The 24,179-nt window shown below is 71.3% G+C and carries 23 protein-coding genes and 1 pseudogene; 7 read left to right on the top strand and 17 right to left on the bottom strand.

What is annotated here, in order from left to right:
- Positions 1-235 precede the first annotated feature (235 nt).
- Positions 236-1,552: a mannosyltransferase family protein gene (locus AB0M27_RS02090; protein ID WP_365716947.1), complete on the top strand. Its 1,317-nt coding sequence runs from the start codon at positions 236-238 to the stop codon at positions 1,550-1,552.
- Between the two features lie 237 nt (positions 1,553-1,789).
- Entirely contained in the window at positions 1,790-2,818 is a 1,029-nt protein-coding gene (locus tag AB0M27_RS02085) for a phosphatase PAP2 family protein (protein ID WP_365716945.1), read from the top strand.
- 117 nt (positions 2,819-2,935) lie between these two features.
- Here AB0M27_RS02085 and AB0M27_RS02080 read toward each other — a convergent pair whose 3' ends face one another.
- The gene (locus AB0M27_RS02080; protein WP_365716943.1) at positions 2,936-3,151 is read right to left on the bottom strand and encodes an I78 family peptidase inhibitor; all 216 of its coding nucleotides are present in this window, start codon (positions 3,149-3,151) and stop codon (positions 2,936-2,938) included.
- Positions 3,152-3,674: 523 nt separating this feature from the next.
- Here AB0M27_RS02080 and AB0M27_RS02075 point away from each other — a divergent pair.
- Positions 3,675-4,227 (top strand): annotated as a pseudogene (locus AB0M27_RS02075) (cbb3-type cytochrome c oxidase subunit I); the annotation flags it as partial.
- Here the strand turns inward: AB0M27_RS02075 and AB0M27_RS02070 are convergent.
- Together AB0M27_RS02070 and AB0M27_RS02065 are read right to left on the bottom strand one after the other, a co-directional pair.
- Entirely contained in the window at positions 4,163-5,209 is a 1,047-nt protein-coding gene (locus tag AB0M27_RS02070; protein WP_365716941.1) for a YafY family protein, read from the bottom strand. The pseudogene AB0M27_RS02075 and the gene AB0M27_RS02070 overlap by 65 nt on opposite strands.
- Positions 5,210-5,285: 76 nt before the next feature.
- The gene (locus AB0M27_RS02065) at positions 5,286-5,966 is read right to left on the bottom strand and encodes a transglycosylase family protein (RefSeq protein WP_365716939.1); all 681 of its coding nucleotides are present in this window, start codon (positions 5,964-5,966) and stop codon (positions 5,286-5,288) included.
- Positions 5,967-6,505: 539 nt separating this feature from the next.
- On the opposite strand from AB0M27_RS02065, the gene AB0M27_RS02060 reads away from it, so the two are divergent.
- Together AB0M27_RS02060 and AB0M27_RS02055 are read left to right on the top strand one after the other, a co-directional pair.
- Entirely contained in the window at positions 6,506-7,297 is a 792-nt protein-coding gene (locus AB0M27_RS02060) for a hypothetical protein (protein WP_365716937.1), read from the top strand.
- A gap of 131 nt (positions 7,298-7,428) precedes the next feature.
- Positions 7,429-7,830: a hypothetical protein gene (locus AB0M27_RS02055; protein WP_365716935.1), complete on the top strand. Its 402-nt coding sequence runs from the start codon at positions 7,429-7,431 to the stop codon at positions 7,828-7,830.
- 77 nt (positions 7,831-7,907) lie between these two features.
- On the opposite strand, the gene der is transcribed toward AB0M27_RS02055, so the two are convergent.
- The 5 genes from der to aroH all read right to left on the bottom strand — a co-directional run bounded on the left by der (position 7,908) and on the right by aroH (position 12,393).
- A complete protein-coding gene (der, locus tag AB0M27_RS02050; RefSeq protein ID WP_365716933.1) occupies positions 7,908-9,392 on the bottom strand; it encodes a ribosome biogenesis GTPase Der in 1,485 nt (494 codons plus the stop codon).
- A 93-nt stretch (positions 9,393-9,485) separates the two neighbouring features.
- Complete coding sequence (locus AB0M27_RS02045; protein ID WP_365716931.1) at positions 9,486-10,193, bottom strand: lysophospholipid acyltransferase family protein; 708 nt, start codon at positions 10,191-10,193, stop codon at positions 9,486-9,488.
- Entirely contained in the window at positions 10,151-10,846 is a 696-nt protein-coding gene (gene cmk / locus AB0M27_RS02040; RefSeq protein ID WP_365716929.1) for a (d)CMP kinase, read from the bottom strand. Before cmk ends, AB0M27_RS02045 begins: the two co-directional genes overlap by 43 nt.
- Positions 10,847-10,948: 102 nt before the next feature.
- Positions 10,949-12,034, bottom strand: coding sequence for a prephenate dehydrogenase (locus AB0M27_RS02035; protein WP_365716927.1), 1,086 nt, complete (start codon positions 12,032-12,034; stop codon positions 10,949-10,951).
- A complete protein-coding gene (aroH, locus tag AB0M27_RS02030) occupies positions 12,031-12,393 on the bottom strand; it encodes a chorismate mutase (RefSeq protein ID WP_365717514.1) in 363 nt (120 codons plus the stop codon). Before aroH ends, AB0M27_RS02035 begins: the two co-directional genes overlap by 4 nt.
- 146 nt (positions 12,394-12,539) lie before the next feature.
- Here aroH and AB0M27_RS02025 point away from each other — a divergent pair, with 146 nt between their 5' ends.
- Both AB0M27_RS02025 and AB0M27_RS02020 read left to right on the top strand, forming a co-directional pair.
- Positions 12,540-12,926 (top strand): Rieske (2Fe-2S) protein, encoded by a 387-nt coding sequence (locus AB0M27_RS02025; protein WP_365716925.1) that lies wholly within the window; start codon positions 12,540-12,542, stop codon positions 12,924-12,926.
- Between the two features lie 22 nt (positions 12,927-12,948).
- The gene (locus AB0M27_RS02020; protein ID WP_365716924.1) at positions 12,949-13,662 is read left to right on the top strand and encodes a nucleotidyltransferase domain-containing protein; all 714 of its coding nucleotides are present in this window, start codon (positions 12,949-12,951) and stop codon (positions 13,660-13,662) included.
- A 53-nt stretch (positions 13,663-13,715) separates the two neighbouring features.
- On the opposite strand, the gene AB0M27_RS02015 is transcribed toward AB0M27_RS02020, so the two are convergent.
- The 9 genes from AB0M27_RS02015 to AB0M27_RS01975 all read right to left on the bottom strand — a co-directional run bounded on the left by AB0M27_RS02015 (position 13,716) and on the right by AB0M27_RS01975 (position 24,006).
- On the bottom strand, positions 13,716-14,465 hold the full coding sequence (locus AB0M27_RS02015; RefSeq protein ID WP_365716922.1) for a nucleotidyltransferase domain-containing protein: 750 nt from the start codon (positions 14,463-14,465) through the stop codon (positions 13,716-13,718).
- 4 nt (positions 14,466-14,469) lie between these two features.
- The gene (locus tag AB0M27_RS02010; protein WP_365716920.1) at positions 14,470-15,477 is read right to left on the bottom strand and encodes an ADP-ribosylglycohydrolase family protein; all 1,008 of its coding nucleotides are present in this window, start codon (positions 15,475-15,477) and stop codon (positions 14,470-14,472) included.
- 90 nt (positions 15,478-15,567) lie between these two features.
- On the bottom strand, positions 15,568-16,641 hold the full coding sequence (locus AB0M27_RS02005) for a pseudouridine synthase (protein WP_365716918.1): 1,074 nt from the start codon (positions 16,639-16,641) through the stop codon (positions 15,568-15,570).
- Between the two features lie 13 nt (positions 16,642-16,654).
- Entirely contained in the window at positions 16,655-17,302 is a 648-nt protein-coding gene (gene scpB, locus AB0M27_RS02000; RefSeq protein WP_365716916.1) for an SMC-Scp complex subunit ScpB, read from the bottom strand.
- On the bottom strand, positions 17,299-18,570 hold the full coding sequence (locus AB0M27_RS01995; RefSeq protein ID WP_365716914.1) for a segregation/condensation protein A: 1,272 nt from the start codon (positions 18,568-18,570) through the stop codon (positions 17,299-17,301). The genes scpB and AB0M27_RS01995 overlap by 4 nt, the downstream gene beginning before the upstream one ends.
- A gap of 18 nt (positions 18,571-18,588) precedes the next feature.
- Positions 18,589-19,146: a hypothetical protein gene (locus AB0M27_RS01990; RefSeq protein ID WP_365716912.1), complete on the bottom strand. Its 558-nt coding sequence runs from the start codon at positions 19,144-19,146 to the stop codon at positions 18,589-18,591.
- Positions 19,131-20,264 carry a ParA family protein gene (locus AB0M27_RS01985; protein ID WP_351803876.1) on the bottom strand — a complete coding sequence of 378 codons (1,134 nt, stop codon included), beginning with the start codon at positions 20,262-20,264 and terminating at the stop codon, positions 19,131-19,133. Before AB0M27_RS01985 ends, AB0M27_RS01990 begins: the two co-directional genes overlap by 16 nt.
- A gap of 414 nt (positions 20,265-20,678) precedes the next feature.
- Positions 20,679-21,803: an alanine dehydrogenase gene (gene ald / locus AB0M27_RS01980; protein ID WP_365716908.1), complete on the bottom strand. Its 1,125-nt coding sequence runs from the start codon at positions 21,801-21,803 to the stop codon at positions 20,679-20,681.
- 136 nt (positions 21,804-21,939) lie between these two features.
- On the bottom strand, positions 21,940-24,006 hold the full coding sequence (locus AB0M27_RS01975) for a tetratricopeptide repeat protein (RefSeq protein ID WP_365716906.1): 2,067 nt from the start codon (positions 24,004-24,006) through the stop codon (positions 21,940-21,942).
- Positions 24,007-24,179: the final 173 nt, after the last annotated feature.

Below are 24,179 nucleotides of genomic sequence, written 5' to 3'. Positions count from 1 at the left end.
CGCGGGGCGGACCGACGGGGTGGGGACTCCCTGTCGTACGGCCGGAGAGGAGCGGGGGTCTCCGGCCAGCGCAAACCCACGCGGGTGACTCGTCAGCGTACGCGAGTTCGCCACGGGGGCACGTGGCGGACCTCTCACACGCGGGACGGAACCTGTGTGGCGTACGCCACGTCGTTCCCTCTTGACCACGCCCCGGGGGCCGTTCCGGTTCCGCGGCCCGTCGATAATCGGGTCCGTGACCGATCTTGAGACGCGTGTGGCCTCACCTCACGCCCCACTTCTGCGCCGGGCGGCCCCGGCCCTCCTGGGCTATGCGGCGGTCCGCGCCCTGGGGCTGGTCGTGCTGGCGCTGTGGAGCGCCGCGCGCGGCAAGAGCGCGTACACCCTGCTGACCGCGCGCTGGGACTCGCTCTGGTACACCCGGGTCGCCGAGCTGGGGTACGGCTACGAGGTGCGGCTGCCGAACGGCGACGTGCACTCCAATCTGGCGTTCTTTCCGCTGCTGCCGTGGCTGGAGCGGCTGGGACACGCGGTCACACCGCTGTCGTACGCGGACTCCGGTTTCGCCGTCGGCCTGCTGGCCTCGCTCGCCGCGGCCTGCGGGATCTTCGCCGTCGCCGACCGGGTGTACGGCCCTCGGGTGGGGATCCGCGCCGTCCTGCTGTGGGCGGTGCTGCCGGTCGGGATCGTGCAGTCGATGGCGTACAGCGAGTCGCTGTTCACGGCGCTGGCGGCCTGGTCGCTCTACGCGCTGCTGACCGGCCGGTGGATCGCCGCGGGCACGCTGGCGGCGCTGGCCGGGCTGACCCGGCCGGTGGGGGCGGCGGCGGTCGCGGCGATATGGGTGGCGGGCGTGCTCTCCTTCGTACGGGACCGGAGCGCGATGCGCACGTCCGGCGCATACGACAACGAGCACGCCCCGGCGCGCACACCCGGCGTATTGGAGGAGACACGCGCCCCAGCGCACACACCAGGCGCACAGGCTGCTTCGCACAACGCACAGAACACCGAGCCCTCGACAATCACTCAAGCCCCCGGAGCCCCACCCGCCCCCGCATGGCGCCGTGCGCTCGGCATGGTGATCGCTCCGCTCGGTGCCGCCGGTTACGTGCTCTGGGTCGGGCAGCGGACCGGGAAGGGATTGCTCGGATACCTGGACGTTCAGGCCGGATGGCGTAATGGATTCGACGGCGGCTACGCGTTCGCACGCTTCGTGGTCGACAAGTTCACGTCATTTCCGTCCGCGTTCGCCGGCGCCGGTCTGATCATCGGGGTCGCCCTGCTGCTGTGGCTGTACGTGACCGGCGTCCGACAGCGTCAGCCGGTCGAGCTGCTGGTGTACACGGGCGTCGTCCTCGCCCTCGCCCTGTGCGCGTCAAGTTACTTCGGCTCCAAGCCGCGGCTGCTGATGCCCGCCTTCCCCGTGCTGCTGCCGCTCGCCTGCGCCCTCGCCCGGCTGAGCACGTCCCGATCGGCGCTGGTCACGGCCGGGGTGGCGGTCGCCACGGCGGTCTACGGGGCGTTCTGGCTGAACGGCTCCGGCCCCCCGTGATCGACTCGACCGGCCGATGACGCCACGGAAAATTCCACGCCAGGACCGGGTTAACGCATTCATAAGCGCTATATAAACAACGCCCGGCATGATCAAAGGAATTGAAGGGAACGGCCTCACAGGATTGCGGAATGCCTGGAATTAGAGCCGCCCTTGAGACGTTTCCCACATCACATCGTCATCACAAAGCCGTTGTTTCGACCGGGAACACAGCTCACTCGCTGTAACGTCGATTGGGTGCGTACCGAACGAAACCTCACCCGGCGTCTGGACCGGGTGTTCGCCAGACTCGACCGTGAGCCGGAACGACCGGCCCACATCGATGTGCCAAGGATGAGCCGGCACCGGGTCGTTCTGTTCACCGCGACCCTGGCTTTCTACCTGGCGATCGTGTGGGCCGTGGTGATCACGTCCTGGCTGGTCCGGCTCGACTGGCAGGTCATGTTCTTCCGGCCGTACCAGCAGTGGCCGCAGATCCACGCCTTCCTCGACTACTACGTGGTGCTCGGCCAGCGCGGCCCCACCGCGGTGATGGTCGCGGCCTGGCTCGGCTGGCGCTCCTGGCGGCAGCACACCCTGCGCCCGCTGCTCACGCTGGCCACCTCGCTGCTGCTGCTGAACATCACGGTCGGCGCCGCCAAGCTCGGCATGGGGCGCCTCGGTCCGCACTACGCGACCGTGATCGGCTCGAACGAGATGGGTCTGGGCGGCGATATATTCCCCAGCGGCCACACCGCCAACGCGGTCGTGACATGGGGCATTCTGGCCTATCTGGCCTCCACCCCGAGAGCGCGCCGCTGGCTGTCGGCGCTGTCCGCGATCACGGCGCTGGGCGTCGGCCTCACCACCGTCTACCTCGGTACGCACTGGCTGAGCGACGTGCTGCTGGGCTGGGCCGCGGGCCTGCTGATCCTGCTCGCCCTGCCGTGGTTCGAGCCGCTGATCGCCAGGACCGAGATGTCGCTCTTCGACCTGCGCGACCGCTGGCGCGCCCGCCGCAGCCGGCCCGTGCCCGAACCGGCCGTCCCGGTCACGCCGGTGGTGCTCAGGCCGGCTCGCGCACCGGCCGAGCAGCCGGCCCCGGCGCGCGAACCGGCCGCCTCGACCCGTGCCTCCCGAGGGCTGGCGCATCTGGCCCCGGGACCGCACACGACCCGTTCGGAACGCACCCCGGTGACCCCGGTGGGCAGCCGCCGCCCACCGCACACCGACCACCGCCTGCCGCGCGGCACCACCCAGCCGGCCCGGCCGTTGACCGGCGGCTGACGGCCGGACGGACAGCGGGGCCCGGTACGCACAGCCGCCCCGCACCACGACGAAGGCCCCGCTTCCCGGAGGAGGGAAACGGGGCCTTCGCCCTGCAGGTGTCCGAAGGCGCGGCCCTCAGCCCTTCCACGCGCGGGTCACCACGTCGTCCCGCACCTCGAAGTTGAGCCGGCCCACCCGGTACTCCATGGTGATGATCGCCCCCGGCGGCAGCGACCGTACCGTCGACCACCCCCGCTCCCGAGCGAGCCGCTCGGCGTGCGCGGCGTCGAGGCCGACGTACCCGTCCGGACTGTCCTGGGGCTCCGCTGGCGGAGTGGGAATCGGTGCCATGCCGCCACGCTACCGCGCAGCGCAAGGTAAGAGTCGTATCCGGCTCCCGTCACACTTCTGTCACAGCCGCCGGCCCGCGTTTCCCTCGAACCGAGTCACACGTACGGGCGTTTCCACAGGGGGCACCGGGGTAATCGAACGGAATTCACAGCGCTCATGAGCAGTCCGTCGAATTACCCGGCGGAAACTTCCGCCGCCGGGATCCGCACTTGGTCCAGAGGAGTGATTCCCCGCGCAATCCGGCCGGGATGGCAGCGCATCTGACGCCGCATAGGAATTTTCACGGATTCAGCACATCGGCGGTGTACGCCCCCTGTCGGAGCGGCTGACCGCGCGAGCATCATGGCGCCGGCCCGCGGGTACGCGGACCGGCGGGCCCGGGCGCGACGACGCGAAGGGGCGAGCGATGGGGACCGAAACCGCTGGGGCGACGGCAGGGCCGGTGCGCGGCAGGAACCGGGCCGGCCGGCTGGTGGTCGACTGGCTCACCACCACCGACCACAAGAAGATCGGGCATCTGTCCCTGGTGACCTTCCTGTTCGGCGGTCTGACCGGGGTGATCCTGGCGTCCCCGCCGCTGGACTTCCACGTCACGGACTCGTACTTCGTCGTCGCGCACTTCCACTACGTCGTGTTCGGCACGGTCGTCTTCGCGGTCTTCGGCGGCTTCCACTTCTGGTGGCCGAAGTTCACCGGGAAGATGCTGGACGAGCGGCTGGGGAAGATCCAGTTCTGGACTTTGTTCACCGGCTTCCACACCACGTTCCTGGTGCAGCACTGGCTGGGCGCCGAGGGCATGCCGCGCCGGTACGCCGACTATCTGGCGGCCGACGGCTTCACCGCGCTCAACACGGTCTCGTCGATCGGCGCGTTCCTGCTTGACGCTGCCGTTCCTCTACAACGTCTGGAAGACCGCCAGGTACGGCGAGAAGGCCGAGACCGACGGCCCCTGGGGCTACGGCCGCTCGCTGGAGTGGGCGACCTCCTGCCCGCCGCCCCGGCACAACTTCGTCACACTGCCCCGGATCCGCTCGGAGTCCCCGGCGTTCGACCTGCATCACCCGGAGTACGCGGCGAAGGAGCAGATGCCGCGGTCCGCGCCAGAGCCGCATCGAGCCGGTCCCGGATCCTCCTGACCTCCTCGGTCAGCTCGGCGGGCTCGATCACCTCGAAGGGCAGGCCCGTCATCATGATGTGAACGACCATCACCTCCAGGTTCGGCGCTCCGCTGCGCAGGACGCAGGCGTCCTCCCCGTCCGCCTCCAGCGTCCCGGCCGACGGCGAGATGCGCTCCGCTGCCTCGTGCAGCGGCACCAGCAGCCGTACGGCGGAGTGCGTGGCGTACGCGCGCGTGGAGACGCCCCTGGAGACGTAGGCGGCCAGATCCTCCGCCGGGGGCTCGCGCGGGGTGAAGCGGGGCCCGTGCGGCGGCTTGGGGGTCATGCGGTCGACGCGGAAGGTCCGCCAGTCCGCCCGGTCCACGTCCCAGGCGACCAGATACCAGCGCCGCTCGGTGCACACCAGCCGGTGCGGCTCGACGGTACGGCGGCTGTCCGCGCCCTCGTGCGTGCGGTACTCGAAGCGCAGCCGCTCGGTGTCCCGGCACAGGTTGGCCAGTTCGGTGAGGAGCGCCGGATCGACGTCCGCGGCCGGCGGGCCGCCGCGCAGCATCGGCACGGTGAAGGCGCCCAGGGCGCTCACCCGGCGGCGCAGCCGGCCCGGCAGCACCTGTTCGAGCTTGGCGAGGGCGCGTACGGAGGTCTCGCCGATGCCCTCGATGCCCTGCCCGGTGGCGGTGCGCAGGCCGACCGCCACGGCCACGGCCTCGTCGTCGTCCAGCAGCAGCGGTGGGAGTTCGGCGCCCGCGCCCAGCTGGTAGCCGCCGCCGGTGCCGGGACTGGCGTTGACCGGGTAGCCCAGCTCGCGCAGCCGGTCCACGTCCCGGCGGACCGTACGCGTCGTGACACCCAGCCGGTCGGCGAGTTCGGCGCCGGACCACTCGCGGTGGGCCTGGAGCAGCGAGAGCAGACGCAGCAGACGTGCCGAGGTCTCCAACATGCGCCGAGTCTGTCAGGGAATGCGGACAGCCGCTGTCCTCGACGGACAGCGGCTGTTCTGCAGGGGTGCTCGGGGCTCAGAGCGCGAGGCGCTGGCCGGGCACGATCAGGTTCGGGTCCTCGCCGATGACCTGCTTGTTGGCGGCGTAGATCCGCTGCCAGGTGGTCCCGTGCCGCTCGGCGATGGCGCTCAGGGTGTCGCCCTCGCGGACGGTGTAGTCACCGCGGGAGGCGCTGCGGCCGGTGTGGGCCGCCGAACGTTCCGGCGTCTTCGCCGGAGCGGACTTCACGGGCGCGGACTTCGTCGTCACGCTGCTCTTCGGGGCCGCCGAACCGGAGGAACCGGTGTGCGCCGCCGCGGGAGCGGCGCCGGATGCTCCGGCGCGGGCCGAGCAGACCGGCCAGGCGCCCCAGCCCTGGGCCTGCTGGACCTTGGTGGCGACGGCGATCTGGGCGCTCCTGGAGGCCTGGTCGGCCGTCGGGGCGTAGGCGGTGCCGCCGTACGCGCGCCAGGTGCCGGCGGAGAACTGGAGCCCGCCGTAGTAGCCGTTGCCGGTGTTGATGTGCCAGTTGCCGCCGCTCTCGCACTGGGCGATGCGGTCCCACACTCCGTTGTCCGCCGCGGCGGCGTTGCCGGTGGCGGCCAGCAGCCCCAGCGGGGCCAGCAGCGCGGCTCCGGCCAGCGCGGCCGTCGCACGGCCCTTGCGGGCGCCCTCGGGACGGGTGGTGTTGCGGGTGGTATCGGCACACTCGGACATGTAATTCCCTCTCCACGAACCCGGGCTCCCCCAGGCGGAGCACGCCTCGCCGCGCAGGACCGCGGTTGCTCGTGCCCGCCCCGTCCGTGTGACCGGTGCCGGCGCTGATGCTCTGCCGGTGCCGGGCGTCGGACGTACCCGAGCGGTGCTCGCTGCACACGGCGGAGGAATGTATGGAGGACGAGCGGTCGGAATCAACCAACTCCCTGTCATTCCAGGCCAGTTGCCCATTACCGCGGGTAGCGGCGATTTTCGGCCACCCACTACATTCCCTGATTTCCTGATTTGTCGACCAACGGCTGAAGCGATCTGTGACCCACTTCACCACTCCAAGTTCCTTGACCTGGCGACGAGTTGACCGGGAGTAGCGAATTCCGGACCGTTGGTGACCGTATGCGCCGGTTGGTTCGAACCGGTTCCCCTCGGGGCGTGACTCCCACCACAGGACGTCCGTTGTCTTCTTCATGAGCCCGGAACCCCGGGACTCAGCGGCCGGGAGCCACCCGGCCGACCCAGCACCGCATCCCGAGGGAGCCACCGTGCCGCGCATGCTCGACGTCAGTGACGCCGTACGCGCCGAGATCGGCGACGAAGAAGCCGACCGGCTGCTCGCCGGAGAGAACGCACCGGGCAGTTACGACTGCACGTCCTGCCGCACCCCGGGCGACTCCGAGCAGGAGCGCACCAGCACCGTTCTGTTCGTCGGCGACGAGACCGCCGTCCTCGCCTTCGCCCACGCCAGCTGCCTGCCCTCGCAGGTCGTCCAGGTCACCGAGGAGCAGCTGCGGGGCGCCGTCCGGTCCATCGGCGACGTCGCCGCGGGTTCCGCCGCCGCGGGCGAGCCGCACAGGGCCGTGCCCGAGCAGGCGGTGCTCGGCGTGACCAGCGGACTCGTCCTGATCGAGGGCGAGTTGCACCCCGCGCTCGTCGTCGAGCCGACCTCGCCGATCGTGCGCCCGGGCTCCATCGGGACCGGCGACGACTTCCTTCCGCTGCTCATCGAGCAGGGGTTCATGCCGCTGACCGAGCTGGCGTCCGTGCCGCCGGTGCTGCACGGCTGGTCGGTGCTGCTCGCCGTGGGCCAGCTGCACGCGGTGCTGCAGCCTTCGGTGAACGGCGGGCAGGTGGCCTGGTGGCAGGCGCATCAGCCGCTGCAGGTGACGGACAGCTGGCGGGCCGCCGCGAACAAGCACCAGCAGGTGCTGATGTTCGCGGCGCCGGTGGGTTCCATCGGCCGGCAGCCGCGGGAGGATCTGCTGCGGGAGTCTCTCGACAAGGCGGCGGCGAGCGGGAAGTTGGTTGCTGCGGCGCTTCCTCTTGCGGGTACGTGATCGTTTTCACACAAGGGGTGGGGGCTGCGTGTCGTCGTGCGGCTGCGGGTCGTTCGTGGTCGCTCGCGCAGTTCCCCGCGCCCCTGCTTCAGTGACCGCATCTCTTTGAGGCCCCGGTCGTTTGGACATACGTGCACGCATACGACGCTCCCCCTCCCCGCCGGTCCGCCTTCGTCTCTGTTCCCTCTGCGCGGTTGGCGCAGGACGGGGGCGGTGGGGTCTCGGCCACTCCTATCTACGACTCGCTCTACGCGGAGTGGGTCAAGACCTTCCGTACGCTGCCGGGTGACCGGAGCGGGGAGGAAGGGCTGACGTTCAGCCCCTTCGGGCAGCTTCCGGACCGCTCGGGGTCCTACGGGGGCCACCGGGCCGGGTCGTTCAGCAGCTCGTACAGCGCCTACAGCGCGGGCGCTTACAGTGCGCGGCACCAGTCGCAGTGGCAGCGGGTGGGCACGCTCGGGCGGCAGCACCAGGACACCGGGATGCAGCACGTGCCCGCGGCGCTCCCTCCGGGGCCGCGCCGGGGCCTGTGACCGGCGCACGGTGAAGGGCGGCACCTGGATCTCCAGGGCCGCCCTTCACGTCGTACCGCCGTTGCTTCTTCCCGCCGTTACTTCTTCTTCGCGCCGCGCTTCTCGCGCACCCGCACGGAGATGTGGATCGGGGTGCCCTCGAAGCCGAACTCCTCGCGCAGGCGGCGCTCGATGAAGCGCCGGTAGCCGGCCTCGATGAAGCCGGAGGCGAAGAGGACGAACCGCGGGGGCTTGGTGCCGGCCTGGGTGCCGAACAGGATGCGCGGCTGCTTGCCGCCCCGGACCGGGTGCGGGTGGGCCGAGACCAGCTCGCCGAGGAAGGCGTTGAGGCGGCCGGTGGGGACGCGGGTCTCCCAGCCGGCCAGGGCGGTCTCGATGGCCGGGACCAGCTTCTCCATGTGGCGGCCGGTGTGCGCCGAGACGTTCACGCGCGGGGCCCAGGCGACCTGTCCCAGCTCGGTCTCGATCTCGCGCTCCAGGTAGTAGCGGCGCTCCTCGTCGAGGGTGTCCCACTTGTTGTAGGCGATGACCATCGCACGGCCTGCCTCGACGGCCATGGTGACGATCCGCTGGTCCTGCACGGAGATGTTCTCCGAGGCGTCGATCAGGACGACCGCGACCTCGGCCTTCTCCACGGCGGCGGCCGTGCGCAGGGAGGCGTAGTAGTCGGCGCCCTGCTGGAGGTGGACGCGCTTGCGGATGCCGGCGGTGTCGACGAACTTCCAGGTCGTGCCGCCGAGTTCGATGAGTTCGTCGACCGGGTCGCGGGTGGTGCCCGCGAGTTCGTTGACGACGACGCGTTCCTCGCCGGCGACCTTGTTCAGCAGAGAGGACTTGCCGACGTTCGGGCGGCCGATGAGCGCGATGCGGCGCGGGCCGCCGATGCCGCCCCCGCCGAAGGTTGCACGCGGCGCGTCCGGCAGCACCTCCAGGACCGCGTCGAGCATGTCGCCGGTGCCGCGGCCGTGCAGCGCCGAGACCGGGTGCGGCTCGCCGAGGCCGAGGCTCCACAGATAGGCGGCGTCGGCCTCGCCGCTCGGGCCGTCGACCTTGTTGGCGCACAGCACGACCGGCTTGCCGGCCTTGCGCAGCAGCCGTACCACCGCCTCGTCGGTGTCCGTCGCGCCGACCTTGGCGTCCACGACGAAGACGACCGCGTCGGCCGCCTCGATCGCGTACTCGGCCTGGGCGGCCACGGAGGCGTCGATGCCGAGGACGTCCTGCTCCCAGCCGCCGGTGTCGACGACCTTGAAGCGGCGGCCGGCCCATTCGGCCTCGTAGGTGACGCGGTCGCGGGTGACGCCCGGCCGGTCCTCGACGACCGCCTCGCGGCGGCCGATGATCCGGTTCACCAGGGTCGACTTGCCGACATTGGGGCGGCCGACGACGGCGAGGACGGGCAGCGGACCGTGGCCCGCCGCCTCGATGGCGCCCTCGACGTCCTCGATGTCGAAGCCCTCTTCCGCGGCGAGCTCCATGAACTCCGCGTACTCGGCGTCGCCGAGAGCCCCGTGCTCGTACTCGTGCTCAGCCGAGTCGCCGGGCTGGATGTCGTCGTTCATGTAGTCCGTACCTCGTCGTTCTTCGTGGTGATCGGTGGAACAGGCCCTGGCTGGGGTGAACCCGCGCGGGCTGATCCACTACTCAAGTGTCGCCTAGCGCCCGGTCAGGCGCCTGGCGTTTTCCAGGTGGTTGGTGAGCTGCTTCTGGATGCGCTCGGTCGCCTCGTCCAGCGCCCTGCGCGTACGCCGGCCGCTGCCGTCGCCCGCGTCGAAGGGGTCGCCGAAGACGACGTCGATGCGGGAGCGCAGGGGCGGGAGCCCCTTTATCAACCGGCCGCGCCGCTCGGAACTTCCCAGTACGGCGATGGGCACGATCGGCGCCCCGCTGCGTACGGCGAAGTAGGCGAGCCCGGCCCGCAGCGAGGCGAAGTCGCCCTCGCCCCGGGTTCCCTCGGGGAAGATGCCCAGAACTCCCCCGGCCTCCAGCACGCCCAGGGCCCGGATGATCGCGGTGCGATCGGCGGCGGCGCGGTCCACCTTCAGCTGGCCGATGCCGGTCAGGAAGGGGTCCAGCGGGCCGATGAAGGCTTCCTTCTTGATCAGGAAGTGCGTCGGCCGGGGTGCCACGCCCATGACCATCGGGCCGTCGATGTTGTGGGAGTGGTTCACGGCGAAGATCGCGGGGCCGCTCGTGGGCACCTTCCAGGCGCCGAGCACGCGCGGCCTCCACAGCCCGTGCATCAGGCCGACGCCGATGCGCCGCCCGACCTCGGCGCCCCGCAGCGAGGGGAGCTTCTCCGAAGGAGCTGACGGAAGGCTCACTTCCCGGCCCGCTTCTCCTCGACCAGGGTGACGACGCACTCGATGACCTGGGTGAGGGTGAGCTCGGTGGTGTCCACCTCGACCGCGTCGCCGGCCTTGGCGAGGGGCGAGGTCTTGCGGGAGGAGTCGGCCGCGTCCCGCTTGATCAGGGCCTCGCGGGTGGCGTGGATGTCGGCGCCCTTCAGCTCGCCGCTGCGGCGGGCCGCGCGGGCCTCCGGGGAGGCGGTGAGGAAGATCTTCAGGTCGGCGTCCGGGAGGACGGTCGTACCGATGTCACGGCCCTCGACCACGATGCCGTTCTCCGCGCCGGTGGCCAGGGAGCGCTGCAGCTCGGTGATCCGGGAGCGCACCTCGGGCACCGCGCTGACCGCGCTGACCTGGGAGGTGACCTCCTGGGTGCGGATCGGGCCGGACACGTCGACGCCGTCGACCGTGATGGCCGGGGCGGCCGGGTCGGTGCCGGAGACGATCTCCGGCTTGCCCGCGACGGCGGCTATGGCGGTCGGGTCCTCCAGGTCGATGCCGTTGTTCACCATCCACCAGGTGATCGCCCGGTACTGGGCGCCGGTGTCCAGGTAGCTCAGGCCGAGCTGCGCGGCGACGGCCTTCGACGTGCTCGACTTGCCGGTGCCGGAGGGGCCGTCGATCGCGACGATCACGGGCTTGGCGGTCGGGGCGGCGCCGTTTTCCACGGAGGGACACCTTCCTGGTGCGGTGTGGGCGGGTGCGGGGGCAGGAGCGCCCTGCACAAGGTTACTGGGTGCGGGTCACTCGTACGGACGCACAGGGCCGCCCTACTGCCGCAGCGCCCAGCCCCGCTCCCGCAGCGCCTCCTTCAGCACCGGCGCCGCCTTCGGCTCCACGCTCAGCTGCACCAGACCGGCCTGCTGCCCGGTCGCGTGCTCGATGCGCACGTCCTCGATGTTGACCCCGGCGCGTCCGGCGTCCGCGAAGATGCGGGCCAGCTGGCCGGGCTGGTCGTCGATGAGCACGACGACGGTCTCGTACACGCGCGGCGCGCTGCCGTGCTTGCCGGGTACCCGCACCTGGCCCGCGTTCCCGCGGCGCAGCACGTCCTCGATGCCTGCGGTGCCCTCGCGCCGCTTGGCCTCGTCGGAGGACTGCAGGGCGCGCAGGGCCTCGACGGTCTCGCCCAGATCGGCGGCGACGTCGGAGAGCAGGTCGGCGACCGGGCCCGGGTTGGCGGACAGGATGTCGATCCACATGCGCGGGTCGGAGGCGGCGATCCGGGTCACGTCCCGGATGCCCTGCCCGCACAGCCGTACGGCGGCCTCCTCGGCGTGCTCCAGGCGCGCGGCGACCATGCTGGACACCAGGTGGGGCATGTGCGAGACGAGGGCGACGGCGCGGTCGTGGGCGTCGGCGTCCATGACGACCGGTACCGCCCGGCAGTGCGAGACCAGCTCCAGGGCGAGGTTGAGCACCTCGGTGTCGGTGTCCCGGGTCGGGGTGAGCACCCAGGGGCGGCCCTCGAAGAGATCGGCGGTCGCGGCCAGCGGGCCGGACTTCTCCCGGCCGGACATGGGGTGGGTGCCGATGTACGACGAAAGGTCAAGGCCGAGCGCCTGAAGCTCGCGGCGCGGGCCGCCCTTGACGCTGGCCACGTCGACGTAGCCGCGCGCCACGCCCCGGCGCATGGCGTCGGCGAGGACTCCGGCCACATGGGCGGGCGGGGCGGCCACGATCGCCAGGTCGACCGGGCCCTCGGGGGCCTCGTCGGTACCGGCGCCCAGCGCCGCGGCCGTACGGGCCTGCCCGGGATCGTGGTCGGCGAGGTGGACGGTGACGCCACGCTGGACGAGGGCCAGGGCGGCGGAGGTGCCGATCAGGCCGGTGCCGATGACGAGTGCGGTTCTCACTGGGCGATGTCCCTGCGCAGGGCGGCCGCGGCGCCGAGGTAGACGTGGTTGATGTCGGAACGGGGCCGGTCCGACTCTATGTGCGCGAGCAGCCGTACGACCCGGGGCATGGCACCCTCGATGTCCAGTTCCTGGGCGCAGATCAGGGGGACGTCGACGATGCCGAGCTTGCGCGCGCCGGCGGCCGGGAAGTCGCTGTGCAGGTCGGGGGTGGCCGTGAACCAGATGCTGATCAGGTCGTCGGCGGTCAGCCCGTTCCGCTCCAGGACGGCGGTGAGCAGGGCTCCGACCTGCTCGTCCATGTGCCCGGCCTCGTCCCGCTCGAGTTGGACGGCTCCCCGGACCGCTCGTACCGCCACGGCGCTGCTCCCTGCTGACATGCGGATCTCTTCTTGGTCCGTCCAGCGTAGTCAGCACGCGCGGACGAAGCGCACGGTGCCCGACCGCTGAGACGATGCGGTGAATCCTGTATTTACCGATTTCGACGTGTTGTACGGAGGTCGGCATGGCTGAGGGCGCGACGCGGCGCACGGTTCTGGCGACGGGCGCGGCGGCGGTCGTCGCACCCGTCGCGGCATGCGGTGGCGGGAGCAGCACGAGTGGCGGCGAGGAGCTGGGCAAGACCAGTGACATCCCGGAGGGCGGGGGCAAGATCTACAAGGACAAGAAGGTCGTCGTCACTCAGCCGACGAAGGGCGACTTCAAGGCCTTCTCGGCGATCTGCACGCACTTGGGCTGCACGGTGAGCAGGGTCGCGAACGGCACGATCGACTGCCCGTGTCACGGCAGCAAGTTCCACGTCGCCGACGGCTCGGTGGCCCACGGCCCGGCGAAAAGGCCGCTCCCGGCGAAGTCGATCAAGGTGGAGGGAAATTCGATCAAACTGACGTGAGGGGTCGGCGTACGCTCCCGGCATGGAGCCCGAGGCCCTGGTGCGCGACCACACCATCTATGCCTGTGTCATGGGTTCCCGGGCCTTCGGTCTGGCGACGGACACGAGCGACACCGACCGGCGGGGTGTGTTCCTCGCCCCCACCCCCCTGTTCTGGCGGTTCGAGAAGCCGCCGACGCATGTGGAGGGGCCGGGCGAGGAGCAGTTCTCCTGGGAGCTGGAGCGGTTCTGCGAGCTGGCGCTGCGCGGCAACCCGAACATCCTGGAGTGCCTGCACTCGCCGCTGGTGGAGCAGGTGGACGACACCGGCCGGGAGCTGCTGTCCCTGCGCGAGGCCTTCCTCTCCCGCCGGGCCTACGACACCTTCACCCGCTATGCCCTCGGCCAGCGCAAGAAGCTGGACGCCGACGTCCGCACGCAGGGCGCCCCGCGCTGGAAGCACGCCATGCATCTGCTGCGCCTGCTGACGAGCGCCCGTGAGCTGCTGCGCACGGGCGAGATGCGGATCGACGTCGGCGACCAGCGGGAGCCGCTGCTCGCGGTGAAGCGGGGCGAGGTCTCCTGGGCCGAGGTCGAGAGGTGGATGGCCCGGCTGGGAACGGAGACGGAACAGGCCCTGCACCACAGCCCGCTGTCGCCGGAGCCGGACCACGCGCGCGTGGCCGACTTCCTGTTCCGCACCCGCCGGGCCTCGGCACACAGCGCGTACGCCGGCACGGCACCTGCCCCGCGGTAACCGCAGTCGCACTCCAGCGTCACAGCGGCCCCGCAGGCCACACCCGTCCCGTCTCACCCCGCCAAGCGGACCCGGACCACGAAGTCGTGCAGGGCGTCGTACGCACTGGGCGCGTCGGGCAGACACGAGGCTGACTGGGCCTCGTCGAGCTCGGCGTGCAGCCGCTCCACGTCGGCCTCCACGCGCGCGTGCGGGACAGCGGCGCTGCCGTGCTCGCGCTCCGCCTTGGCGGCTATCAGCTCGGGCAGATAGCCGGGGGCGTCGAGGTGCTCCAGCAGCGTGGGCAGGTGAGCCTGGACCTCGCCGCTGCGCATGAGGTGGATGCCGGTGAGCAGCACCCGGAACGTGTAGAGCAGCGGCTTGAGTTCGCCGGTCTTCTCGAACATCCGCCACTGGGTCACCGCGAATCCCCGGTAGTGGTGGGCGTGGTGGCTGGTGAGGACGCCGGGGGCGAGGGCGGCCAGCTCACGGTGCGTGTCCCCCGTGTGCACGACCAGCGGCGAGAGCAGCTGCTCCAGCACATAGCCGTTGCGGCGCAGCATCAGCCGTACGAACTTGCGCAGATCGTGGGTGACGAGGTCCAGTTCGACGCCGTAGCGCACCCACGCCCGGGACCGGGTCTCCTCCGGCTCGCGCAGCCCGACGAGGTCGGCCGCCGGGAGCAGATGGACGCCCCGCAGGTCCACGTCCGAGTCCCGCGAGGGGAAGCCGTACAGATGGGCTCCGGAGACGGTCGCGAACAGCAGGGGGTCGGGCTGCTGCGCGACCACGGGCTTCAGGTCGATGTCGAGGTCGTCGATCATGGACCTAAGCGTCCCAGAGCGTGCCCAGCGCCAACAGATCGCCCCGGTACTCGATCCGCTCGCTCCAGTCGGCCGGCCAGGCCTCCTCGCCCAGCCAGGCGCCCGCGAAGGCCCCGGTGAGGCAGGCGATGGAGTCGGAGTCGCCGAAGGAGCAGGCCGCCCGGCGCAGGGCGGTGACGGGCTCGTCGGGGAAGAGCAGGAAGCACAGCAGCCCGGTGGCGAGGGCCTCCTCGGCGATCCAGCCCGCGCCGGTGGCCAGGCACGGGTCGGTCTCCGGGGAGACGGTCCGCACGGCCTCCTGGAGCCGGTCGAGGACGGCCAGGCACTCGTCCCAGCCACGCGCGATGAAGTGCTCGGGGGTCGGGTCCTGGGAGCGGGTCCACAGGTCGCCGAGCCACGTGTGGTCGTAGTGCGTGCGGTGCTCCAGGGCGTAGGAGCGGAGTTGTCCGACCAGTCCCGTGGGGTCGGTGCCCTGCGCGAGCAGGTGGACGGCGTGGGCGGTCAGGTCGGAGGCGGCGAGCGCGGTGGGGTGGCCGTGGGTGAGCGCGGACTGCAACTGGGCGGCACCGGAGCGCTGTTCGGGGCTCAGACCGGGGGCGAGCCCGACGGGGGCGACCCGCATGTTGGCGCCGCAGCCCTTGGAGCCGACCTGGCTGGCGTCCTGCCAGGCGCGGCCCACCTCCTTCAGCAGGCCGCACGCGGTCAGGCAGGTGCGGCCCGGGGCGCGGTTGTTCTCCGGCGAGTGGTACCAGTCCACGAACTCCTCGCGCAGCGGCCGCTCCAGCCGCTTCGGGGCGAGGAACCCGCGGTCCGTGGCCGTCCTGAGCGCGCGCCCGACGGCGAGGGTCATCTGGGTGTCGTCGGAGACGAAGGCGCGCCGCGGCAGCTCCATCTCCCGCCAGGGCCCGCACTTGGCGAGGATCGACGGTACGTCGTTGAACTCGGTCGGGAAGCCGAGGGCGTCCCCGAGGGCGAGGCCGAGCAGTGCGCCGGTGGCCGCGTGCTTGGACATAGGATCACCATCCCCCTTTATCGTCACCCTGACAATAAAGGGGGATGGTGATCACGGCAAGGCGTTCGGGAGGTCGACTTGGAGGTCGATCTAGAGGTCGACTTCCTTCATCAGCATCCCGACCTCGGTGTTGGACAGCCGCCGCAGCCAGCCCGACTTCTGGTCGCCGAGGGTGATCGGGCCGAAGGCGGTGCGGACCAGCTTGTCGACCGGGAAGCCGGCCTCCGCCAGCATGCGCCGCACGATGTGCTTGCGGCCCTCGTGCAGGGTCACCTCGACCAGGTAGTTGTTGCCGGTCTGCTCCACGACCCGGAAGTGGTCCGCGCGCGCGTAGCCGTCCTCCAGCTGGATGCCGTCCTTCAGGCGCTTACCCAGGTCGCGCGGGATCGGGCCGACGATCGCAGCGAGGTAGGTCTTCTTCACGCCGTACTTGGGGTGGGTCAGGCGGTGCGCCAGCTCACCGTGGTTGGTGAGCAGGATGACGCCCTCGGTCTCGGTGTCCAGCCGGCCGACGTGGAACAGCCGCGTCTCGCGGTTGGTGACGTAGTCCCCGAGGCACTGCCGCCCCTCCGGGTCCTCCATCGTGGAGACGACACCGGCGGGCTTGTTCAGCGAGAAGAACTGGTACGACTGCGTCGCGACCGTCAGGCCGTCGACCTTGACCTCGTCCTTCTCCGGGTCGACCCGGCGGCCCTGCTCCAGGACGATCTCGCCGTTGACCTCCACCCGCGCCTGCTCGATCAGCTCCTCGCAGGCCCGCCGCGAACCGTAGCCGGCGCGCGCGAGGACCTTCTGCAGCCGCTCGCCCTCCTGCTCGGCACCCGGGAAGGTCTTGGGCAGCTTGATGTCCTTCTTGCCGGCGTAGCGCTCCCGGTTGCGCTCCTCGACGCGCGCCTCGTACTCACGCGAGCGCGCGGGGGCCGTACGGCCGCGCCCGCCGCCCTGCTGGGGCTGCTTGGGGCCGCCCTTGGCGCCACCGCGGGCCGTGCCGCCGCGCCCGGACTTGGGGCCGTCCTTCGTGGCCCCGGGGCCGACGTCGTAGCGGCGCTCCTCGGGGCGGGGCTTGCTGGGACGGCCCTGCCCCTGCCGCTCGTCCCGGTTGTTGCCGGCGCCGCGGTAATTACCGCGCCCGCCGCTGTTCCTGCCGCTGCCGCTGCTTCGCATCAAGGTTTCCGTCTTAGTCGTCTGCGTCCTGAGCACCGGGCGCGTCGGGCGCGTCCGGGTCGAACGACGGCACCCCTTCCTGGGTCTCGGCCTCGATCGCCTCCGCCTCCGGGAGGAAGGGCGCGAGTTCCGGAAGCTCGTCCAGGCCGCGCAGGCCCATCCGCTCCAGGAAGTAGTTCGTCGTCCTGTACAGGATCGCACCTGTTTCGGGTTCCGTGCCCGCCTCCTCGACCAGACCCCGTTGCAGGAGGGTGCGCATCACACCGTCGCAGTTGACCCCGCGTACGGCGGAGACGCGGCTGCGGCTGACCGGCTGGCGGTAGGCGACGACCGCGAGGGTCTCCAGCGCGGCCTGGGTGAGCCGGGCGGTCTGGCCGTCCAGGACCAGTCGCTCGACCGCGGGCGCGTACTCGGCCCGGGTGTAGAAGCGCCAGCCGCCCGCGACGAACCGCAGCTCGAAGCCGCGGCCCTGCACGGTGTACTCGTCGGCCAGCTCCCGCAGCGCGTCCACGACCTGCCGTCTCGGCCGCTCCAGCAGCTTGGCCAGGTGCTCCTCGGTCGCGGGCTCGTCCACGACCATGAGCATCGCCTCCAGGGCGGGCTTGAGGTCGAGGTCGGCGACGCCGCGCAGTCCCTGGGGGAGCGCTGTGGTCTCGCTCATGCCTTCTTCTCCTCCTTGGGCGGCTCGGGCGGCCGGTCGAACTCGTCGGTGACCATCGGTGCCGTGTCGGTGTCCCCGCCGGTCCAGCGCACGAGCAGCTCCCCGAGCGCGGTCTCCTGCTCCAGGGCGACGGCCTTCTCGCGGTACAGCTCCAGCAGGGCGAGGAACCGGGCCACGACGGTGAGGGTGTCGTCGGTGTCCTCGACCAGCGCCCGGAAGCTGGCCTCACCCAGCTCCTTCAACCGCGCGACCACGATTCCGGCCTGCTCCTGCACACTGACCAGCGGGGCGTGGATGTGGTCGACGTAGACCTGCGGCTTGGGCTTGGGCTGCATCGCCTTGACCGCGAGCCTGGCGAACCCCTCGGGGCCGATGCTGATGACGACCTCGGGCAGCAGCTCGGCGTGGTGCGGTTCCAGGCCGACGGTACGGGGCCAGCGCCGCGCTTCGTCGTCGAGCCGACGGTTGAAGATGTCCGCGATCTGTTTGTACGCGCGGTACTGCAGCAGCCTCGCGAACAGCAGGTCCCGCGCCTCCAGCAGCGCCAGGTCGGCCTCGTCCTCGACCTCCGCGGCGGGCAGCAGCCGGGCCGCCTTCAGGTCGAGCAGCGTGGCGGCGACGACCAGGAACTCGGTCGTCTGATCCAGGTCCCAGTCGGGCCCCATGGCCCGGATGTGCGCCATGAACTCGTCGGTGACCTTGGAGAGCGCGACCTCGGTGACGTCCAGCTTGTGCTTGGAGATCAACTGGAGGAGCAGGTCGAAGGGGCCCTCGAAGTTGGCGAGCCGCACCTTGAAGACACCGTCGGCGGAGCCTTGGGACTCCACGGTCTCCCCGGGTCGAGCGACCGCGGACGCCGCGGCGTCGTCGAACACGGGAGCTTCGGGTTCGGCGACGTCGAGGGCTTCCGGCTCGGCGGCCACCCGCGCTTCCGGCACGGCGGGCACGGACCCCCCGGAACCGGCAACTGCGGGCGCTGCTGGCTCAGCGGCCACCAGCGCTTCCGGCACGGTGGCTGACGGTTCTTCGGGCGGCGCGGACGCCGGTTCTTCGGGTGGGGCGGACGCCGGTCTCTCGGGTGGGGTGGCTACGGGGGCCTCTTCCGGCAGGCCGTCGTGCCCACCGGCCTGCGCCGGAACCTCCACTTCGGGCGCCGGCTCGCTCTGCGGCACCGCCGGCGGACCCACGCGCGGGACCCCTGGACCCCGCCCCAGCGCACGCCGACGGCCGGCGCCGGCGCCGGGGACGGGAACGTCGTTCGAGGTCATGGCCCCCGCAGGTTACCCCTACCGCCCCCGCAGCCGGCGTACGAGGATGCTCGCGTCCCCGCGGGACTCCAGGTCGGCCAGGACCACGGCCACCGCCTCGCGGACGATCCGCCCGCGGTCGACCGCGAGCCCGTGCTCACCGCGGAGCACCAGACGGGCGTGCTCGAGGTCCATCAGCTCCTCGGCCGACACATACACCGTGATCTTCTCGTCGTGCCGCTCGCGCCCACTGGGCCGCCTCGCCGCCGCCCGCCCCCGCTTCCGCGACGCCGCGGCGGAGGGTGCGCCCGAATCGTCCTGCGCCGCCTGCCGACGCGCCGGGCGGGTGCGGGACTCGCCGGCCCCGTCCTGCTCGGCCTCCGCCGCGGCATGCTCCGCGCCCTCGCCGTCACCGCCCTGGACCGGCACCGACTGCGGTGCGTCCTCGGCGGCGGCCGCGTCGTCGCTCTCCCCGGCGGGAGCCGGCACCCGGGCCTCACCGCCCGCCGCCCGCCGAGGAGTCGACGGCTGAAGCGCCGTCCCCCCTGTCGTACGGAAGAGTTCGTCGGCCCCGGGCAGACTCACTCGGCGTGACACCGGGCGAGCACCTCCCTGGCGAGCTGGCGATAGGCGGCGGCACCGACGGAGTTGGAGGCGTACGTGGTGATCGGCTCACCGGCGACCGTGGTCTCCGGGAAGCGGACCGTGCGGCCGATGACCGTGTGGTAGACGTGGTCGTCGAACGCCTCGACCACACGCGCCAGCACCTCACGGCTGTGGACCGTGCGCGAGTCGTACATCGTGGCGAGGATGCCGTCCAGTTCGAGCTCGGGGTTGAGCCGCTCCTGGACCTTCTCGATCGTCTCGGTCAGCAGGGCCACACCGCGCAGGGCGAAGAACTCGCACTCCAGCGGCACGATCACCTTGTGAGCGGCCGTCAGGGCGTTGACGGTGAGCAGGCCGAGCGAGGGCTGACAGTCGATCACGATGTAGTCGTAGTCGGGCATCAGCGGCTTCAGGGCGCGCTGCAGCGTCGACTCACGGGCGACCTCGGAGACCAGCTGGACCTCGGCGGCCGACAGGTCGATGTTGGAGGGCAGCAGGTCCATGTTGGGGACCGCTGTCTTCAGCAGGACCTCGTCCGCGGACATGCCCCGCTCCATGAGCAGGTTGTAGACCGTCAGGTCGAGCTCCATCGGGTTGACGCCGAGTCCCACCGACAGCGCGCCCTGCGGGTCGAAGTCCACGAGCAGCACGCGCCGGCCGTACTCCGCGAGCGCGGCACCCAGGTTGATGGTCGACGTTGTCTTTCCGACGCCGCCCTTCTGGTTGCACATCGCGATGATCTTCGCGGGGCCGTGGTCGGTCAGCGGGCCCGGGATCGGGAAGTACGGCAGCGGGCGTCCGGTCGGACCGATGCGCTCGCGGCGCTGGCGGGCCGCGTCGGGCGCGAGCGTGGCCGCGTACTCCGGATCGGGCTCGTACTCGGCGTCGGGGTCGTAGAAGTGCCCCTCGGGCAGTTCGTCGTAGTCGGCGAAGTGGTTGTGGGGCGCGCCACTTCCGTCGCCGGCCATGGCGTTCACGTGATGGCCATCCATGCTCGGGTGTGCTGTCCCGGCCGCCTGCGGACCGGAACTCTGGTGGGCTGCGAAGGTGCGCACAGCTACGGAGCCGACAGCCTCGAATCCCGCGGGGCCCTGGCCCCGTGCAGGCATTCCTGGTTGACCACCCCCGGGAGAAAATGTCGACTCATTCACAAGTCGTCTTACCTCCTTGGTGACCAGGAAACTTCTAGACAAGGTCAGCGTGGCACCATGCCGACGGTTGGCGACTCTATGGCGTGTCGGCGGTCCGCAGCAACACAATCCGCCGGACCCGGCAGGATGTGTCGGCAATGAAACATCTCGCTGTCAAGGGCGTACGGCCGTCGCACAGTAGGTTTCACCGGTGTACGAATCGGTCGAAGGGTTGCGTTCGAGGCGAGTTGACCAAGAGTCGCCAAGTGACCATACACACATCCGGCCGGACCTTGTCGGGCAAGGTCCGGCCGGGTGCGCACGGTTGACGAGCCGTGTTGACGAATCGCCTTTTATGACCTGGTGACTTAGCGACTCAGCAGGTCACGGGGGTCAGCCGAGCAGGGTCTCCAGCTCGACGTGCTCCAGGCCGTGGGCCTCGGCGACCTCCTTGTAAACGACCTTGCCGTCATGGGTGTTGAGACCCTTGGCGAGCGCGGCGTCGCGGCGCAGCGCCTCGACCCAGCCGTTGTCGGCGAGGGAGACGATGTAGGGCAGCGTCGCGTTGGTGAGGGCGTTGGTGGAGGTGTTGGGCACCGCGCCGGGCATGTTGGCGACGCAGTAGAAGACCGAGTTGTGCACCTGGAAGGTCGGCTGGGCGTGCGTCGTCGGGTGGGAATCCTCGAAGCAGCCGCCCTGGTCGATCGCGATGTCGACAAGGACACTTCCGGGCTTCATCCGGGCCACCAGCTCGTTGGTGACCAGCTTCGGGGCCTTGGCGCCCGGGATGAGGACCGCGCCGATGACGAGGTCGGCGTCGAGGACGGCCTTCTCCAGCTCGAAGGAGTTGGACATGATCGCCTTGACCTTCGTGCCGAAGATCTTGTCGGCCTCGCGCAGCTTGTTGATGTCGCGGTCGAGCAGGGTCACGTCGAAGCCCATGCCGACGGCGACCTGGGTGGCGTTCCAGCCGGAGACACCGCCGCCGATGACGACGGCCTTGGCCGGGGTCACACCGGGGACGCCGCCCGGCAGCACGCCACGGCCGCCGGCCGCGCGCATCAGGTGGTAGGCGCCGACCTGCGGGGCCAGCCGGCCCGCGACCTCGGACATCGGGGCGAGCAGCGGCAGCGCGCGGTTCGGCAGCTCGACGGTCTCGTAGGCGATGGCCGTGGTGCCGGACTCGATGAGCGCGTCCGTGCACTCCTTGGAGGCGGCCAGGTGCAGGTAGGTGAAGAGGATCTGGTCCTTGCGGAGGCGGTGGTACTCCTCCGCGATGGGCTCCTTGACCTTCAGCAGCAGGTCGGCGGTGGCCCACACCTCGTCGGCGGTGCCGAGGATCGCGGCACCGGCGGAGACGTACTCCTCGTCCGTGATAGAGGAGCCGAGGCCGGCGCCCCGCTCGATGACGACCTGGTGCCCGTTGCGCACCAGCTCGTGCACACCGGCGGGGGTGATGGCCACCCGGAACTCGTTGTTCTTGACCTCGCGGGGGATGCCGACCTTCACGTCGATCACGGTCCTTGGCTCAGAGGGTATGGGGGTGCTTTAAGACGTACCCAGACATGCAAGGGCATACCGGGAGACACCGCAGGAGAACGTGCGGCAGAGCCAGTTTAATGAAGGTGTTCTGACTGTCTAGCCTTTCATTGCATCAATCTTCGCTGGATGCACTGCGGATTTCGCAGGCATCGGCGTCCTGTTTGGGGCTTGCCTCGTCCTCCGGGCCCTCTTCCTCCAGCATGCGCCCGGCCGCCGCGCGGTGCAGACGGGCGGCGGCCGGGTCGCCGAGGTGGTCCAGCGTGTCGGCGAGCCGGAGCTGCAGCGCGGCCTGCAACCGGAGGTCGTCGGCGCGCCGCGCCCACTCCACCGCCTCGTGGCAGGTGCGCAGGGACTCCTCGAACCGTCCCGCGTACTCCTGCACCCTGGCCAGCTCGCTCAACGCCCGTGCGTGGGCGGCGACATCGCCGCCCCTGCGGTAGCCGGCGACGGCGGCCCGCCAGTTCCGCAGGGCCTCGCCGTAGCGGCCCGCGTAGGTGTGGGCGGTGGCGATCCGGCCGTACAGCCGGGCGGCCTGTTCGCGCTCGCCGCGCGCCAGCCGCTCGGCGAGGGCCCGGCCGAACCAGTCCGCGGCCCGCTCGTAGTCCCCGAGCTCCTGGTAGGCACCACCTACGGATTCCATTGCGCGGCCGGTCGCATACGGGTCATTCGCTCTGCGTCCGGCGGCCAGAGCCAGCCGATATCGTGCCAGGGCGGCCTGGGTACGGCCGGTCTGCGCGTCCACGTCGCCCAGGTTCAGCAGGGCCGCGGCCTCCTCCCGGGCCAGCCCCCGCCGCTTGGCGACATCGAGGACCAGGCTGTGCACCTCGTACAGGTCGGGAGCGGCGGCCTGCGTGCCTTCGTGCGCCACCATGGCCCTGACCAGCTGGGACATCAGCCGCCGGGCGAGGGTGTCCAGCTCGCCGTCGGCCACCGCCAGACGTGCGCACGCCAGCAGCGCGGGGCGCCGGACGCGCAGCCAGTCGGCGGCCGCCCTGGGGTTGGGGAAGCGCACCTCGGCGGGCATCGCGCCCAGCTTCTCCCGGGCCTGCGGGCTGTCCGTCTCGGTGATCGCCCGGCACGACTGCAGCAGCCGCACGGTCCGCTCCAGCATCCGGGCCCGGGCCAGCTGCAGCTCCGCGGGCCGCTCCTGGCTCTCGGCGCAGGCGCGCAGCAGCGGGTGCAGACAGCCGGGGACGTCGTACTGGGGCAGTGGGGAGTCCACCGCGCGCAGCAGGCCGAGGGCGACGAGGTCGTCCAGGCCGGCGCGGGCGGCGCTCACCGAGCAGCCGGCGATGGCCGAGGCGGTGTGCGGGTCGATCAGGCCGGCCGGGGCGAGGGAGAGCAGGCGCAGCATCCGGGCGGCCGGGCCGGGCAGGTCGGCTAGGACATGCCGGAAGACCCGGGCCGGCGGGGTGCCGTCCGGGCCGTCGTCGGCGGCCGTGTGCAGCCGTTTGGCGAGGTCGGAGACGGCGGCCTTGGGGCGGGCGGCGAGCCAGCCGCCGGCCAGCACGAGCGCGGTCGGATGGCCCTGGCAGGCCTCGACCAGGCTCTCGGCGGAGCGCGGGTCGACGGTGATGCGGACGGTGCCGGTGTAGCGGGTGAGGAGTTCCAACGCGGACTTGGTGTCCAGGCCGCCCAGGGTGCAGGGGCGGACGTCCGCAATGCCGGTGAGGGGGCCCGCGGAGACGGCCACCACCAGGCATTCCGGTGCCTCCGGGAGCAGCGCGTCGACCTGCTCGGCGCCGGCCGCGTCGTCCAGGAGCAACACGGCACGCCGGTCGGCGAGGGCGGTGCGCAGCGCCTCGGTGAGGTCGTCCTCGGCGGCGCCGGCCGGGGCCGGCAGCTCCAGCGCGGCGAGCAGGTCGCGGGCGGCACGCCCGACGGGGACGGGGGTGCCGTCGGGCTCGCTGAGCCGGGTCCGCAGCACTCCGTCGGGGTAACGGCCCTCGATCTGCCGGACGAGTTCCTCGGCCAGGGCGGTCCGGCCGGAGCCGGGGCGGCCCGCGATCAGCAGCACGCGCGCGCGTGGCGCTTTGCGGCCGGAGAGGGTGTCCAGCCCCGCGCGCTCGATGTCGGCGCGCAGCTCCTTCAACTCCCTTGTGCGGCCCAGGAAATGGTCTTGTGCAGCCTCGTGCGCCGACAGTCGCACGCCGTCTGTGTCCACCGCCTGATCCGTCACGGGCCACACTCCCGTCCCACCGCACGCGCAAGCCCGCCGGATCTTCCGCTACGGGCGTGCAAGAGCCTAGTTCACGCTCTGCGAGGTGCCGTGAGGAGCGTGACGGACAGGTCCCCTGATCGGATCAGGCGATCGTCACACCAGTACACCGATCGGGCGCGCTTCCGGGCGCC

It is taken from the genome of Streptomyces sp. NPDC052107 (assembly GCF_040680215.1).
Classification (GTDB): domain Bacteria; phylum Actinomycetota; class Actinomycetes; order Streptomycetales; family Streptomycetaceae; genus Streptomyces.
This window is presented reverse-complemented; position numbering and strand designations above follow the sequence as displayed.